At 76.6% G+C, this 14,141-nt stretch carries 14 protein-coding genes and 1 pseudogene; 4 read left to right on the forward strand and 11 right to left on the reverse strand.

Going from position 1 to position 14,141, the window contains the following annotated elements; genetic code table 11:
• Window positions 1-87: 87 nt before the first annotated feature.
• The 8 genes from IF45_RS0101720 to IF45_RS0101755 all read right to left on the reverse strand — a co-directional run bounded on the left by IF45_RS0101720 (window position 88) and on the right by IF45_RS0101755 (window position 8,196).
• Window positions 88-1,455, reverse strand: a complete 1,368-nt coding sequence (locus tag IF45_RS0101720; protein WP_030305021.1) for a YcaO-like family protein — start codon at window positions 1,453-1,455, stop codon at window positions 88-90.
• On the reverse strand, window positions 1,452-2,978 hold the full coding sequence (locus IF45_RS0101725; RefSeq protein ID WP_030305022.1) for a CocE/NonD family hydrolase: 1,527 nt from the start codon (window positions 2,976-2,978) through the stop codon (window positions 1,452-1,454). Before IF45_RS0101725 ends, IF45_RS0101720 begins: the two co-directional genes overlap by 4 nt.
• The gene (locus tag IF45_RS0101730) at window positions 2,975-3,820 is read right to left on the reverse strand and encodes a hypothetical protein (protein WP_030305025.1); all 846 of its coding nucleotides are present in this window, start codon (window positions 3,818-3,820) and stop codon (window positions 2,975-2,977) included. Before IF45_RS0101730 ends, IF45_RS0101725 begins: the two co-directional genes overlap by 4 nt.
• Window positions 3,821-3,961: 141 nt before the next feature.
• Complete coding sequence (gene amiA / locus IF45_RS33720; protein WP_008409986.1) at window positions 3,962-4,096, reverse strand: streptamidine family RiPP; 135 nt, start codon at window positions 4,094-4,096, stop codon at window positions 3,962-3,964.
• Between the two features lie 68 nt (window positions 4,097-4,164).
• Window positions 4,165-5,001, reverse strand: coding sequence for an ABC transporter ATP-binding protein (locus IF45_RS0101740; protein WP_030305026.1), 837 nt, complete (start codon window positions 4,999-5,001; stop codon window positions 4,165-4,167).
• A gap of 122 nt (window positions 5,002-5,123) precedes the next feature.
• Window positions 5,124-6,179 (reverse strand): FecCD family ABC transporter permease, encoded by a 1,056-nt coding sequence (locus IF45_RS0101745; RefSeq protein ID WP_015508295.1) that lies wholly within the window; start codon window positions 6,177-6,179, stop codon window positions 5,124-5,126.
• The gene (locus IF45_RS0101750; RefSeq protein WP_003946623.1) at window positions 6,176-7,210 is read right to left on the reverse strand and encodes a FecCD family ABC transporter permease; all 1,035 of its coding nucleotides are present in this window, start codon (window positions 7,208-7,210) and stop codon (window positions 6,176-6,178) included. Before IF45_RS0101750 ends, IF45_RS0101745 begins: the two co-directional genes overlap by 4 nt.
• Entirely contained in the window at window positions 7,207-8,196 is a 990-nt protein-coding gene (locus IF45_RS0101755) for an ABC transporter substrate-binding protein (RefSeq protein ID WP_015508294.1), read from the reverse strand. The genes IF45_RS0101750 and IF45_RS0101755 overlap by 4 nt, the downstream gene beginning before the upstream one ends.
• Before the next feature lie 168 nt (window positions 8,197-8,364).
• Between IF45_RS0101755 and IF45_RS0101760 the strand changes: the two genes are divergently transcribed.
• Entirely contained in the window at window positions 8,365-9,618 is a 1,254-nt protein-coding gene (locus IF45_RS0101760) for a hypothetical protein (RefSeq protein ID WP_030305038.1), read from the forward strand.
• A gap of 4 nt (window positions 9,619-9,622) precedes the next feature.
• Here IF45_RS0101760 and IF45_RS0101765 read toward each other — a convergent pair whose 3' ends face one another.
• A complete protein-coding gene (locus IF45_RS0101765; RefSeq protein ID WP_030305039.1) occupies window positions 9,623-10,063 on the reverse strand; it encodes a MarR family winged helix-turn-helix transcriptional regulator in 441 nt (146 codons plus the stop codon).
• A gap of 70 nt (window positions 10,064-10,133) precedes the next feature.
• Here IF45_RS0101765 and IF45_RS33725 point away from each other — a divergent pair.
• The 3 genes and pseudogenes from IF45_RS33725 to IF45_RS0101775 form a co-directional block, all read left to right on the forward strand.
• Window positions 10,134-10,733: pseudogene (locus IF45_RS33725) on the forward strand (FAD-dependent monooxygenase); the annotation flags it as partial.
• Window positions 10,734-10,870: 137 nt separating this feature from the next.
• Window positions 10,871-11,734: an FAD-dependent monooxygenase gene (locus IF45_RS34230; protein ID WP_272921788.1), complete on the forward strand. Its 864-nt coding sequence runs from the start codon at window positions 10,871-10,873 to the stop codon at window positions 11,732-11,734.
• A gap of 23 nt (window positions 11,735-11,757) precedes the next feature.
• Window positions 11,758-12,633, forward strand: a complete 876-nt coding sequence (locus tag IF45_RS0101775; protein ID WP_030305041.1) for a cyclase family protein — start codon at window positions 11,758-11,760, stop codon at window positions 12,631-12,633.
• Between the two features lie 38 nt (window positions 12,634-12,671).
• Here IF45_RS0101775 and IF45_RS0101780 read toward each other — a convergent pair whose 3' ends face one another.
• The gene (locus IF45_RS0101780) at window positions 12,672-13,529 is read right to left on the reverse strand and encodes a 5-oxoprolinase subunit C family protein (RefSeq protein ID WP_030305042.1); all 858 of its coding nucleotides are present in this window, start codon (window positions 13,527-13,529) and stop codon (window positions 12,672-12,674) included.
• Entirely contained in the window at window positions 13,526-14,140 is a 615-nt protein-coding gene (locus IF45_RS0101785; RefSeq protein ID WP_030305044.1) for a 5-oxoprolinase subunit B family protein, read from the reverse strand. The genes IF45_RS0101780 and IF45_RS0101785 overlap by 4 nt, the downstream gene beginning before the upstream one ends.
• Window position 14,141 lies beyond the last annotated feature (1 nt).

The raw sequence follows: 14,141 nt of genomic DNA on the forward strand, positions 1-14,141 counted from the left end.
GGGTGGCGCGGGCCGGGGTGCGGGGTGATCTGGCGAGGGCGAGGGCGTGGCCGAGGGTGGCGTCAGGGGTCATGGGGGAGCCGGGGGTCACATGTGCGGGGCGGGGGCGAGGGTGAAGTCGGCGGGGTCGCGCGGGGGTTCGGTGCGCCAGCCCCGGGCGAGGGCGGCGGTGGCGAAGCGGGGGCAGCCGTAGTAGCCGAAGGCGGCGGGGGCGTTGGGGACGAGGCCGCCGACCAGGACGCGGGCGACGCGCAGGGCGGTCTCGGCGACGTCCTCGGTGGTCAGGTCGAAGGTGAGGACGCGGTGGCCGCCCGCGGCGAGGGCGGCGTCGAGCCGCTCCCGGCTTCCGGGCGCGAGCTCGGCGACGGGGACGGTCCCGAGGGCGGGTGCGGTGAAGCGGCGGGCGAGGGGGGCGAGGCGCGGGTCGAGCCATGCCTGGACGTGGGCGCCGAGGTCCCGTACGGCGGCGAACTCCTCGCCGCAGTCGTCGAGGTAGCGGCGGTCGGCCCGGTGGTCCAGGTAGAGGCCGCGGGCCAGGACGCCGGCCTCGACGGCCTGGTGCACCCAGCCGTCGGCGGCTTCGGCGCCCAGGGTGAAGACCCAGGTGTGGACGGCTTCCAGGACGGCCTTGCGGGCGGCTTCGGCCGGGTCGAAGCGGCAGGCGAAACCGGCCGCGTGGACACCCCGCCGGGCGTCGTGGACCAGGGCGGCCACGCAGGGCGCGAACTCCGAGGGCATCTCGACGATGCTCACCTCCAGGCCGGACCCGGCGAGGTCGGCGTCGAGCCCGGGGACGCTGCCGGGGTCGACGCCCCGGGTGGGCCCGTCCAGGTGCCACCACAGTTCGAGGGCGTCCCGCTCGACCACTTCGAGGAGGGCGCGTTCGGCGGCGTCGGCGAGTCCCTGTCCGGTGGCGATGCCCGCGTAGTTGAGGTGGTGGGTGCGCGGCAGTGCACGCAGTTCTCCCTGGCGCCAGTTGAGGTGGGTGAGGGCGACCGGCGCCCAGCAGTCGCGGCCGTTCTCCGTGCCGCGCGCCCAGAGGGCGGGGGTGCCGGGCGTGAGCGGGGCGTAGGGGAAGGCGGGGCGGCGGTACTGCCAGGGCGCGTAGGCGGGCACGTCGTCCGGGCCGTACACCTGGTGTCCCTCGGCGGTGAGCTGGGCGGCGGTGGCGCGGCGGGGTGCGTCGGGGTGGCCGGGCGGCGGGAGCCGGTTGCCGCAGTACCGTTCGACGGCCTCGGCGACGGCGGCGGTCCAGGCACCGGCCGGGTCGCCGAAGGTGGTGCCGAGCGAGACCCGGTCGGCGGGCCAGGCGCCGAACCGGCGGGCGTCGGCGACGTGCGCGGTCATGGCGGTGTAGCGGGGTGGCGCGCCCTCGGGGTGCGGGACGGGCGCGACGTCGCGGACGAGTCCGCAGTGGGGGTCGACGAGGGCGTCGAGGGGCAGGGCGGCGGTCATCGGCAGGTCTCCGGTACGGGGTCGACGGGGCGGGGGCGGCCGGCCACGGGCAGGTGGAGGGCGCTGCCCTCGCTGCGGACGGTGCGGCGGGAGGCGGCCAGGCGGGTGGCGGTGACGGGGTCCTCGCCGGTGTGCGGGTTGCGGGCGTGCGCGGGGAAGTGGTGGCCGGCGATCTCGACGCGCAGCCTGGTCCCGGCGGCCAGGGTCCGCCCGAGGGTCCCGAGCGGCACGGTGACGGGGTGCGGGATGCCGGGCGGGGCGTCGCGCCGGACGATGCCGAAGGCGAGGGGATCGGCGCGTCCGGCCGGGTCGAGGGCGACGACGCGGACCGCCCAGTCGGCGCGGGGCGTGTCCGCGACGACGGTCAGCCGGGCCTCGGCGGGGCCCGCCAGGTCGAGGGGGCGGGGCAGCGGCGGGGTGGCGAGCAGGCAGCGGTCGACGGGGGCCCCGCGCGGGACGGTGAGGTCGTCGGAGCGTACGGGGCGGTCCGGGTCGGCGGTGAACTCGGCGCCGGCGAGCAGACGCAGGCCGTTGGCGGCGCCGAACTGCCACACACAGCCCGCCACTTCGGGCCCTTCGGGCCGGGTCGGGGTGTCCGTGAGGTGGTGCCAGCGTCCGCTCTCCGCGAGGCCGATGACGCCGCGCCGCCCGGGACCGAGTTCTCCGTCGAGCGCGGCCCGGGCCCAGCGGGCGCAGAGGGCGCCGAGGTCGACGCGGCCCGGGGTGCCGGGGCGGGTCTCCGCCGTGAGGGTGTGGCCCCACGGGCCGAGCAGCAGCCGGGCGGGGCCGCCCCAGCCGCGCCAGAGGGCGACGGTGTCCTCGGCGAAGGGGTCGCGGGTGCCGCCGACGGCGAGCAGCGGGAGCCGGGCGGCGGAGCCGTGGGCGACCAGGCGCCCACGCCGGCAGTCCGCCCACAGCGCGGGCCAGGACGGGAGTTGGCGGTCGAGCCGGTCCGCGATCCGGGTCAGCGGCAGGTGTGCGGGCAGGCTCGGGTCCCGGGCGAGGGCGCGGTCGAGGGCGTCGGGCGCGGAGTCGCGCCGGTCGCCGTGGGCCGCCCACCAGCCGAGGCGGGCCCAGAGGCGTTCGGGTCCGGTGGGTTCGCGGGCCGTCTCGGTGAGGCCGAGGGCGGGGACGGCGGCGATCACCGCGTCCGGGCCTCGGGCGCCGGGGCAGAGGGCGGCGGCGAGGGCGCAGTACGCGGCGTACGAGGCCCCGGCGGCGACCACGCGGCCGTCGCTCCACGGCTGGGCGCGTATCCAGTCCAGCGTGGCCACGCCGTCCTCGGCCTCGTGGTCGCGGTACGGGTGCCACTCCCCCGCCGAGCCGTGCCGGCCGCGCACGTCCTGCGCGACGGCGGCGAAGCCGCGCTCCGCCCAGCCGCGCAACTCGGCCCGGTGGGCGCGGCGGTCGTACGGGGTGCGGATCAGCACCGCGGGGTGGGGGCCCGGCGTGGCGGGGAGGTGGAGGTCGGTGGCGAGGGTGGTGCCGTCGGCGGTGGTGAGGCGGGTGGTCGCGGGCGTCATGCCGGGCCGCTCCCCCTTGCGGGCAGCGGGGCCACCGGCGGTACGGGCAGTACGGGGTGTTCGGTGACGGTGAGGTCGCGCAGGTCGACGCGGCGGAGCCTGCGGCGCGCGGGGAGCCCGGAGCCGGGGCCCGGCGCGGCCCAGGCGAGGAGGTCGGCGGTGAGGAGGGCGGCGACCAGGGCGGCGGCGGCCTCGCCGGGGTGCGGGCCGTTGTCGGGGGTGCGGTGTCCGGCCCAGTAGGCGGCGAGCTGGCGGTGGGCGGAGGTGGCGGCGAGGCGGCGGAGACGGACGTGGGCGGAGGTCACGTCGCCGGGGGCGGCGGCGAGCGGTTCGGTCCACAGGTGGGCGCCCTCGCGGTGGCAGCGCAGCCAGGCCGTGCCGTGTGCGGGCAGCCGGTCGGCGGCGTCCCAGAGCGCGGGCGGCGCCGGCTCGTCGAGGCACCAGACGACGACGGTGGACGCGTCCGCCCCTTCACCGTCGGCGAGCCGGCCGACGTGCTCGGGGGTGGCGTGCCGGGTGCGGGCGCCTTCGGCGGCCGCGTACCGGGCGAGCGGGCCGGTGAGCCGTGCGTCACCCAGCACCAGGACGGTACGGCCGGTGAGCGCGCCGCCCTCTTCAGGGCCCGGCCGGACCGCGTGGCCCTCGCGCTCGAACGCCGCCGCGACGCGGGCCACTTCGGCGTCGGAGGCGGCTTCGCCAGCGACCAGGTGGCGGGTGAGCGCGGCGAGGTCGGCGGTGCCGGTGTCGAGGTGCAGGAACTCGCCCTCGGCGGTGCGTACGGCGGGCCGGCCGCCGGGGACGGTGACGATCCCGGCGCCCGGGGCGAGTCGGCTGCTGGTCACGGAAACCTCCGTCGGATGAAGTGCGAGGGGATGAGCGGCGCCGCGCTGCGGGGCGCCGAACGCAACGGGCCCGCCCGGGGGTTCGCCGGGCGGGCCCGTCACGGGTGTCAGCCGGCCGCCGTCACCGGCGGCCGGGGCCGACTACTTGTCGTCCGCGGCACCGGCCTCGTCGGCGTCGTCGAAGGGGTTCTCGACGAGGGCGTTGGAGTGGGTGGCGGAGAGGTGGGCCAGCTGGCCCGGGTCGGCGATCGGGGCGAACACCTTGTCGTGCTCCATGAGTTGAGCTCCATTCGGTTCGATGCGTGGTGGACGTGAACGGCGTGGCGCCTGCCGCACCACGGACATTAATGAATATGATTTTCATTCCGCAAGTGGCTTGCGACCCCCAGAGGGTGATCTGGGTAACAGACCGGCCAGCCGCCCCGCTCGTCCGGCGCCACCCGCCCCTCGACACCCAGCACTTCGGCGAGGAGCGCGGGGGTGACGATGGCGGCGGGCTTGCCGTCGGCGGCCACCCGGCCGTCCCGGAGGGCGACGATCCGGTCGGCGAACCGGGCGGCGTGGTTGAGGTCGTGCACCACCATCACCACCGTCAGACCGCGTTCCGCGCGCAGCCGGACCACGGTCTGGAGCACTTCCAGCTGGTGCCTGAGGTCCAGGTAGGTGGTCGGTTCGTCGAGGAGGAGAATCCGGGTGTCCTGGGCCAGCGCCATGGCCAGCCGTACGCGCTGCCGCTCCCCGCCGGAGAGCGCGTCGACCGGCCGCCCGGCCCAGTCGGCGACCCCGGCGTCGGCCAGCGCCCGCGCGCTCACCGCGTCGTCCCCGTCGCGGAGCATCCCGAGCGGCCCCCGGGCCGCGTACCGTCCCTGCCGGACCAGCTGGCGCACGGTCAGCCCCGGTACGGGCGGAGCCGACTGGTGGAGCAGGGCCACCCGGCGGGCGGCGCCCCGGCGGGAGAGCCGCGCCACCTCCTCCCCGTCCAGCAGGACGCGCCCGGCGTCCGGACGGAGCAGCCCGGCGGCGAGCCGCAGGAAGGTGCTCTTCCCGCAGCCGTTGAGGCCGACCAGGGCGACCAGTTCCCCCGCGCCGATCCGCAGGTCGACCCCGCGCAGCACCTCGCGTCCCGGATAGCCGAACCGCAGCCCTTCCGCGACCACGGCACCCGGTTCCCGATGGTCCATCACTTCTCCTTCCGGCCCCGCCCGTGCTCGCCGGGCGGGGCCGTCACTCGTCGGTACCGGCGGCGCGGACGCCCGCACGGCCGTGGTTCGGTACGCCTCGGGGGCGTGCGGTGTCGGCCGGCTCATCGCAGGTCGGCGCGGCGCCGGGCCACGATCAGCAGCAGGGCGGCGCCCGCGCAGGTGGTCAGGGCACCCACGGGGACGGTGAGCCGGTCGGCGTCCAGGGCCTGGGCCAGGGCGCGGGAGAGCAGTTGGGCCCCCGCGTCGGCGCCGCCCACCACGACCGCGCCGAGCAGGGCGGCGCCGGGCAGAGTGGCCCGCAGGTCGGCGCCGAACACGGCGAGGGCGACGTGCGGGACCAGCAGCCCCACGAAGCCGAGCGCGCCCACCGCCGAGACCGCCCCGGCGGTGAGTGCCACCGCGCAGGCCAGGGCGGCGGCGCGGGCCCGCCCGATGTCGAGGCCCAGCGCGGCGGCCTGTTCGTCGCCGCACCGCAGCAGCGTCAGCGGCCCGGCCAGCAGCCAGGCGGCGGCCCCCCAGCACAGGGCCCACGGCCACAGGAGTTCCCAGTGCCGCCAGACGCGTCCCTCGGTGGAGCCGACCAGCCACTGCACGACGCTGCCGAGTTCGCCGGGGGCGATCAGCAGCACCACGGCGGTGGCACCGGTCAGCACGGCGGAGACCAGGACGCCGTGCACGGCGGTCTGTTCGGGGTCGCCCCGCTCCCGCCCGGCGAGCAGCCAGAGCAGCCCGGCCCCGGCGCAGCCACCGAGGCAGGCGGCCACCACCACGGCGGTCGGCGACTGCCAGCCGGCCAGGCCGAGCCCGGTCGCGGTGACCGCCCCGAGCACCGCCCCCGGGGTGACCCCGGTGACCTCGGGACCGGCCAACGGGTTGCGCAGGGCCGACTGGAGGACCAGCCCGGCCAGGGCGAGGCAGGCCCCGGCGGTGAGGGCGACCAGGGCGCGCGGCAGACGGAGGTTGAGCACGATGTGCCGGGCGAGCGGGTCCCCGCCGCCCGCGAAGACCTCGGCGACGTCGGCCGTGGTCACGGCGGGCCCGGCGACGAGCCCCGCCACCCCGGCCGCGAGGGCGAGGACCACCAGGACGGCCGCCTTGACCCGGGTACCGGTCCGGCCTCTCCGGAGCACCGGCGCGGCGGTCCGCGCGGCGCTCACCGCTCGGCCTTCCGCAGGGCGGCCCGGTCGCCGGGCGCGGGGGCCGGTGAACTGCGTTCGGGCGTGCGCCATTTGAGCAGGGCCACACCGACCGGCACCCCGAACAGGGCGGTCCAGGCGCCGACCGGGGTCTCGACGGGGGCGAGCAGGAGCCGGGCGGGCAGGTCGGCGCAGACCACGACGACGGCGCCGCAGGCGGCCGCGTACCCGAGCAGCCCCGCCGCGTCGGCGCCGGGCCGCAGCCGCCGGGCCAGGTGCGGGGCGAGGAAGCCGACCCAGGCCACCGGGCCGCACACCGCGACGACGGGGGCGATGAGCAGCACGGTGACGCCGAGCGCGGCCACCCGGGCGCGGCCCACCCGCACCCCGAGGGCCCGCGCGTCGTCGTCGCCCAGGCGCAGCACACCGAGGACGGGGACGCAGAGGACCAGGGCGGGCAGCGCCACGGCCAGCCACGGCCAGAGCCCGGTGACGTCGTCCCAGGTGCGGGCGGAGAGGCTGCCGAGCAGATAGCGGTAGATGAGCTGGAGGTCGAGCTGGTCGGCGAGGACCATCAGTACCAGCAGCGCGGCCTGGAGGGCTGCGGCGACGGCGGCGCCGGTGAGCAGGACCGCCGAGGGGCTGCGGCCCAGTCCGGCGGCGGCCAGCGTCAGCAGCCCGCCGAGCGCCGCCCCGGCCAGCGCGAGGAAGGGCTGTACGGCGAGCGGCACGGACAGGGAGAGGACCAGCGGCGCCGCCACTCCCAGGGCGGCCCCGCTGGAGACACCGAGCATCTCGGGCACGGCGAGCGGGTTGCGCAGCGCCTCCTGGAGGACCAGCCCCGCCGCGCCGAGACAGGCCCCGGCGACCAGCGCCAGCACCAGCCGGGGCAGCCGCAGTTCACCGACGACGACGGAGGCGAGGCCGTCCCCGCCCAGCACCTGCGGCAGCCGGTGCGCGGGGACGTACGGCGTCCCGAGGCTCAGGGCGGCCACCGCGCAGGGCAGGGCGACGGCGAGCAGCCAGAGCCAGGGAGCGGGCGGCCGCCTCACCGCAGTGCGGCCGTGGCCTCGTCGAGCACGATCCCCAGCGACCGGGTGCCGCGCCCCTTGGCCCAGACCTCGGGGTCGACCTCGACGACCTTGCCCTGCTCGACGGCGGGGATGCGGGCCCAGAGCGGGTTGTCCGCGAGCTTCTCGGAGAGCTTGCCGTCCTCGCCGCCGAAGGAGAGCGTCTCCACGAAGAGCACGTCGACATCGCGGGCGAGGATCTCCTCCAGGCTGTACGAGCCGTCCACGCCCCGGCTCTTCCACGGGTAGGCGGAGAGCTTGGGGAAGAGCCCGGCGGCCACGTCGGTCTCGGGCGTCGCGACGCCGAAGTTCTCGTCGCTGCCGAAGATGATGAGCGAGGTCTTCTCGCTCCGGTTCCGCTCGGCCTCGGCGAGCCGGGTGCGGAAGGTCTTCTCGGCGCGTTCGCCCTGTTCGGTCCGGCCGGTGAGGGCGGCGAGGTCGCGCAGGTAGGCCACGCTGTCCTGCCAGGAGCCGGGCTGGACGGGCCAGAAGGTGGTGGCGCCTTCGAGGGCGGGGGCGAGCTTGCCGTGGGTGTCCTCCAGACCGATCACCAGGTCGGGCCGGTGGGAGAGGATCGCCTCGGCCTCGGGGCTCAGGAAGCCGCCGGGGACCACGGGTATCGCGGCGGCCTTCTCCTTGCCGAGGAACTCGGGGTGGGCGAGCAGGCCGGAGTTGGTGGCGGCCGGGGTCATCCCCAGCTCCGTCAGCATGTCGTCGCAGAGGGCGACCAGGCAGACGATCTTCTCCGGCGGCTTCTCCAGGGAGACGGTGACGCCCTTGGCGTCGGTGACGCGGGTGGCGGCCTCGATCGGCCGCACGTCGGTGCCGGTCCGCGCACCGCCGCCCTTCCCCGTTCCCTGGCCGTCGGCCGCGTCCGGCGCGGGGCCGCCGGTTCCGCAACCGGCCAGCAGTGTTCCCAGGACCGCTGTCGCGGCCCACCGGCGGAGCCTCATCGCTGTGCGTGGCATGGCTTCATCCCTCGGTTCCGTCCTGCGGGGACGCGTGGGACGCCTCTGCGGCCCCGGCGTTCGCCCGTCTTCCGCCGAGAGAATACACATGATAATCATTGCCAATAGAATGCGGTGCGGTTCCGCGCCCTGCGCCCGGCCCCCGCACCCCCTACCGAGGAGTTCCCCGTGCCCCTGCCCCCGCGTCTGCTGGCGGCGGACCAAGTAGCCGGTCGTATCGCCCTGTTGGACCTGCCGTCCGGAGCGGAAGTGGCCGTGCTGGCCGGTCGCCATCTGGCCGAGCACGCCGGTTTCCTCGCACTGCCCGGGGATCTGGCCGCCTGCGTGGACGACCGGGCCGGCGAGCTGCTGGTACTCGATCCGTACGGTCCGGACGCGGGGCGCCCGCTGCTGCGCGCGTCGGTGCCGGTGGCGGTGCCGGCCGAGCACCTGGCCGCCGCGCCCGGCGGGCGTCACCTCGCCGTCACCACCGGACTCGGCCGGAACGAGGCAGCGTGGAGCGACCTGTTGACCGCCGTCGACCTGGCGGCGCCGGAGGGTGCCCGTACGGTCCGGGTCCGCACCCGCGTCGGCGAACCGGGGGTGACCGTCCTCGGCGGTGGGCGTCCGCTGGTCGTCCTGCGCCACCGGGAGCCCGGCGAACTGGCCGCCTACCACCACGACACGCTCCTCACCGCCGCGCCCGCCTGCCCGCCGCTCCCGCCCCACCAGCGGCTCCCGCTGCCCGACGCCGACGGCCACGGCGACGCCCACGACCCGGTCACGGAGCGGCTGTTCGCGGCGGCGGGCTCAGGCGTCCACCGGGCCCGCCGGGAGGGCGACACCCTCGTCGCCGAAGCCCCGCTGCCCTGGGCGGCGGACGGCCGGAGCGGCGGGCGGGGCTACTACCTGCGGCTGGACCCGGTGCGCCGGATGCTGTGGTCGTGCGTACGCGGCGGCCTCGGCGATCCGGGGCGGTGGCCGGAGTGGTCCAACGACGCCTGGTGGCACCAGCTCGACTCGGGGCTGACCGGGCGGGTGCCGCTCGGCCCCGGGCTGGTCTTCCGGCTCGCGGTGGCCGTCCGGCACGTCGCGTTCGCCCGGGTCCACCCGGACGGCGACGAACTGGTCCTGCTCGCCGCGCCGACCGGACGCGGCGAACGGCCGTACGTGGCGGCGCGGCTCCCCCTCCCCGCGATGGCGGGCGCGCCCCGGCCTGGCGGCACCCCGTGGGACGGCGTCCAGCGCCGGGCGGTCGCGGCCTCCCCGGGCGGCCCGCTGGTCGCGGTGAGCCGGGGCGGCCACGGCGAGGTGCACCTGGTCGACGCCGACCACGCCGAGGAGGTCGCCACGCTGACGCTGCCGACCCCGATGGACGACGGCGGCCATCTCGCCCTGGTCACCCCGGGGGACGGCGCGGAGGCGGACCCGGTGGGGCGGTGACTCCTCAGCTCGGCCAGGCGCGGGCCAGGGTGTCGCGCAGCCCGGCCACCACCTCGGGCCCGAGCCGCTTTCCGAGTTCCTCCTCCAGGTCACGAAGGATGCCGAGGGCGATGTCGCGACGCCGACAGCCCGCGTCGGTCAGCCGGATCAGGGTGCTGCGCGGGAAGCCGGGCCCCGGCTCGCTCGTCAGCAGCCCTTCACCGACGAGCTGGGTGACGGCGCGGTGCATCGTCTGGCGGGTGACGCCGGCCCGGCGGGCCAGCTCCGCGACGCTCAGCGCCGATTCGTGACGCAGATGGGCGAGCACGGTGGTGTGCGCCGGTGTCACGGGGGGCGTCCCCGCGGCCTCCAGGCGCTCCGCCAGCTCGTCGGAGAACCACCGGGAGCCTCGTTGCAGGAGTACGGGCAGCGGCAGTTGCCCCTCCGGGCGGTCCTCAGCCGTCATGGTCGCGGGTCTCCTCGCTCGTCGTGTAGCGTCCCTGTGTCAGCTAAGCTAACGCAGGGAGCGTGGTCGCATGACAGGCTATGACGTCGACGTACTCGTGGCGGGTGCCGGACCGGTCGGGCTGACGGCGGCGGCACTGCTGGCGCGGTCGGGCGTGTCGGTGCGCCTGGTGGACGCCGCGGCCGCTCCGGCGACCACCAGCCGTGCGCTCGGTTCCCACGCCCGGAGCCTGGAGATCTACGACCAGCTCGGCATTCTCGGCGAGATCGCGCCGCACGGAACACGGATCAACACGTTCGTCATGCACCGGGGCGGCCACCCGAACCGGCTCGATTTCGACTTCGGCGGGCTGCCGACGCGCTTTCCGTACATGTTCAACGTCGATCAGGTGATCATCGAGCGCGTACTGCGGGGACAGGGCGCGGCGGCCGGGGTCGCGGTGGAGGGGAACACCGGGCTGGAGTCCTTCCGGCAGGACGCGGACGCCGTCACGGCCGTGCTGCGCGGCCCCGACGGCACCGAGGAGACCGTGCGCGCACGGTACTTGTGGGGCTGCGACGGCGGGCACTCGACCGTCCGCAAGACTCTCGGGCTGCCCCTGGCCGGGGAACCGGCCCACACCTGGCTGATCGCCGACGCGCTCGTCCACACCGACGTGGACATCGACGGCGTGCACTGGCTGTTCGCGCGGGGCGGCACCCTGATGCTGTTCCCGTCCCGGAGCCGGGCAAGTGGCGACTGCTGGACACGACCGGCGAAGGGCAGCCTGACGACCCCGAGCAGATCGCCCGGCAGTTCAGCGCCAAGCTGTCGCGGGCCCTGGGGCGCGACACGGTCGTCGAAAGGCCCAGCTGGGCGTCGAAGTTCACCATCCAGCAGCGCGCGGTTCCCGCGATGCGCCTCGGGCGGTGCTTCGTCTCGGGGGACGCGGCCCACGTCCACTCCCCCGCCTCCGGGCAGGGCCTCAACACCGGCATCCAGGACGCGTACAACCTGGCGTGGAAACTGGCCATGGTGGTGCACGGCCACGCCGACGCCACGCTGCTCGACACCTACGACGCCGAGCGCGTCCCCATCGGCCAGGCCCTGCTCGCCTCCACCGGCGAGGTCATGGACACCATCATGGTCGACAAGGCCGACGGCACCGGCGGCCCCGCGCACTCTCCCCGTGACTTCCAGCGCCAGCTCATCCGGAACATGTCGGGACTGGCCATCGCCTACCCCGACAGCCCACTGACGGTGCCCGGCGGCGGTACGGGCGGGGGCCCGCGTCCCGGCGAGCGCCTCACGCAGATCCGGGCCGCCGACGCCCAGTCACCGGGCTGGACGATCCTGCGCGAGAAACTCAGGTCTCCTGCCTGGCACCTGCTCGTCTTCGCCGGGAGCGAGGAGCCGGGCGGACAGGATCACCCCGCCGCCGGGGCCGGACCGCTGCCGGTCTGGGTGGAGATCCTGACGATCAGCCGGCACCGGCACCGGTACGACGGCGGCGATCGCCGCGTGTGGGACCCGGACGGCACGGTCCACGACACCCTGGCCGCGACGGACGGGGAGTGGCTCCTCGTCCGTCCCGACGGTCATCTCAGCGCCCGGGGCACCGGAGACGCCGGCCTCCGCGCCGCCCTGGACCGGCTGACGAGCCTTCACACGGCGGAGCCGGCCCGCGCGTGAACGAGCCGAGGAAGGAGACGCGCATGAGCGAGAACGATCCGCCCCTCAACTGGGGGCGCTGGGGCGACTCCGACGAGATAGGGGCGCTCAATCTCATCGACGACGCGGCACGGTCGCGCGCCGCCGCCGAGGTGCGCGACGGTACCTCCGTCAGCCTCGCGCGGCCGACCACCCCCGTACCGCTCACCACCGGCCTCGCGCCGGTCGGGACCCCCGCGACGGTGCCCGCACCGGTCATGCAGGTCGTGAACTTCAACGGCGTCCGGCCCGTGGCCGTCACGGACTCCCTGCTCATCAACACCCACAACGCCGGACTGACCCACTTCGATGCCCTCGCCCACATCCCCGTCGGCGACCAGGTCTACCCGGGTGTCCCGCTCCAGGAGGCGCTCACCCCCACCGGGGTCCGCCACGCCTCCGCCGACCATGCCGGCAAGGGCATCGTCACGCGGGGCGTCCTCCTCGACCTGGTCCCTAGCGGCGGCCGTCTCGACGCGGGCCACCGCGTCTGCGGAGCGGAGCTCGACGCGGCGCTCGACCGGGCCGGGACGTCGGTGCACCCGGGCGACGCGGTCGTGGTCCGGGGTGGCTGGGACGTGGACCGGCCCATGACGCAGCCCGTGCCGGGGCTGGACCTCAGCGCCGTCGCATGGCTGGACGAGCACGGCGCGGCCCTCTACATCGGGGACATCAGCGACGCCCGTCCCGCGAGTCTTCCGATGCCGATGCATCAGGTCGCCCTGGCACGGCTCGGGCTGCCGCTGGTGGACGCCGCCGCCCTCGACGACCTCGCCGACCGGTGCGCCGCCCTGCGCCGGTGGAGCTTCATGCTCGTCCTCGCGCCGCCGCGCATCACGGGCACCACGGGGCTCGCGGTCAATCCGCTCGCGGTCTTCTGAGCGCGGGCGGACGGCCGCGGACCGGGTCGCCCGCCGGCTCAGCCCCGCGCCACCCGGAACCGCAGGGTCTGCCCCGGCCGGGCCTGGGCGGCGAGGTCCAGGTCGGCACGGAGGACGCAGGCGACGACCGGGTAGCCGCCGGTCACCGGGTGGTCGGCCAGGAAGAGGACGGGGCGGCCGCCGGGCGGCACCTGGAGGGCGCCGGGGACCATGCCCTCGCTGGGGAGTTCGCCGCCGACGGCGCGTTCCAGTGCGGGGCCTTCGAGGCGCATGCCGACCCGGTCGCTGGCCGCGCCGACCGTCCACGGCTCGGCCAGGAGGCGGCGTACGGCCTCGGGGGTGAACCAGTCGTCGCGCGGCCCCAGTGCCACGCGCAGCTCCGGCTCGCCGCCGAAAGCGGTGCGTACGGGTGCCAGGTCGACGCAGGGGAAGGCGGCGGGGGCCGGACCGGCCGGGAGTACGTCGCCGGGGGCGAGCGGGGGCGGGCCCAGGGCGGCGAGGAGGTCGCGGGAGCGCGAGCCGAGTACCTCGGGGACGGTGAGCCCGCCGCGCACCGCGAGGTAACTCCGCAGTCCCGCCGGGGGTGTTCCCAGTTCCAGGCGCTCCCCCTCGGCGAGCTGGATCACCGACCGGGCCGCTCCGGTGCTGAGCGGTGCCGGGGCTCCAGTCACCGCCACGGTCAGCGGGCGCAGGGCGCGTACGGCGAGTCCGCCGAGGGTGGCCTCGACGGCGGCGGCGCCTTCCGGGTTGCCGACGAGGCGGTTGGCGAGGCGCAGGGCCGAGCGGTCGGCGGCGCCCGACGCGCCGACCCCGATGGCGGCCAGCCCGGGCCGGCCGAGGTCCTGCACGGTGGCCAGCGGCCCGGTGGCCACGATCTCCAGGGCGTCCCCGCTCATGGCTGTCCCGCCTCCTCGAAGCGGACCCGGACGCCGGGCCGCAGCAGGGCGGGGGGTGTGCGGTCCTCGCGCCACAGCTCCAGCTCCGTACGGCCGATGAGCTGCCAGCCGCCCGGGGAGGGGCGCGGGTAGACGCCGCTGTACTCGCCGGCCAGGCCGACCGCTCCGGCCGGGACGCGGGTGCGGGACTCGGCGCGCCGGGGCACGGTCAGTTCCGGTGGGCCGCCGGTGAGGTAGCCGAAGCCGGGGGCGAAACCGCCGAAGGCGACCGTCCAGATGGGCGAGATGTGCAGCCGGACGACCTCGCGGACCGGCAGGCCGGTCAGCTCCGCGACGCCGGGCAGGTCCTCCCCGTCGTACACCACGGGAATCCGCACCAGCTCGCCCGTGCCGGTCCGGGCCTCGCCCGGCTCCAGGCCGCGCACGGCCTGTTCGACCCGGGCCGGGTCGGCGCCGGGCGCCAGTCGCAGCAGGACCGTGCGGGCCGCCGGGACCAGGTCCTCGACGCCCGTCGGCGGGCTCTCCTCCAGCGCGCGGTAGAGGGCCAGGGCCTCGTCGAGCGAGCCGGTGTCGACCAGCAGCCCCTGGTCGGCGCAGGGCAGGAACCTCACG

It is taken from the genome of Streptomyces albidoflavus (assembly GCF_000719955.1).
Classification (GTDB): Bacteria; Actinomycetota; Actinomycetes; order Streptomycetales; family Streptomycetaceae; genus Streptomyces; species Streptomyces albidoflavus.

Coding starts and splice junctions, on each gene's coding strand:
- IF45_RS0101755 (WP_015508294.1), bottom strand. CDS start 8,196: ATGCCACGCACAGCGATGAGGCTCCGCCGGTGGGCCGCGACAGCGGTC.
- IF45_RS0101780 (WP_030305042.1), bottom strand. CDS start 13,529: ATGAGCGGGGACGCCCTGGAGATCGTGGCCACCGGGCCGCTGGCCACC.
- IF45_RS0101725 (WP_030305022.1), bottom strand. CDS start 2,978: ATGACGCCCGCGACCACCCGCCTCACCACCGCCGACGGCACCACCCTC.
- IF45_RS0101720 (WP_030305021.1), bottom strand. CDS start 1,455: ATGACCGCCGCCCTGCCCCTCGACGCCCTCGTCGACCCCCACTGCGGA.
- IF45_RS0101740 (WP_030305026.1), bottom strand. CDS start 5,001: ATGGACCATCGGGAACCGGGTGCCGTGGTCGCGGAAGGGCTGCGGTTC.
- IF45_RS0101775 (WP_030305041.1), top strand. CDS start 11,758: ATGAGCGAGAACGATCCGCCCCTCAACTGGGGGCGCTGGGGCGACTCC.
- amiA (WP_008409986.1), bottom strand. CDS start 4,096: ATGGAGCACGACAAGGTGTTCGCCCCGATCGCCGACCCGGGCCAGCTG.
- IF45_RS0101765 (WP_030305039.1), bottom strand. CDS start 10,063: ATGACGGCTGAGGACCGCCCGGAGGGGCAACTGCCGCTGCCCGTACTC.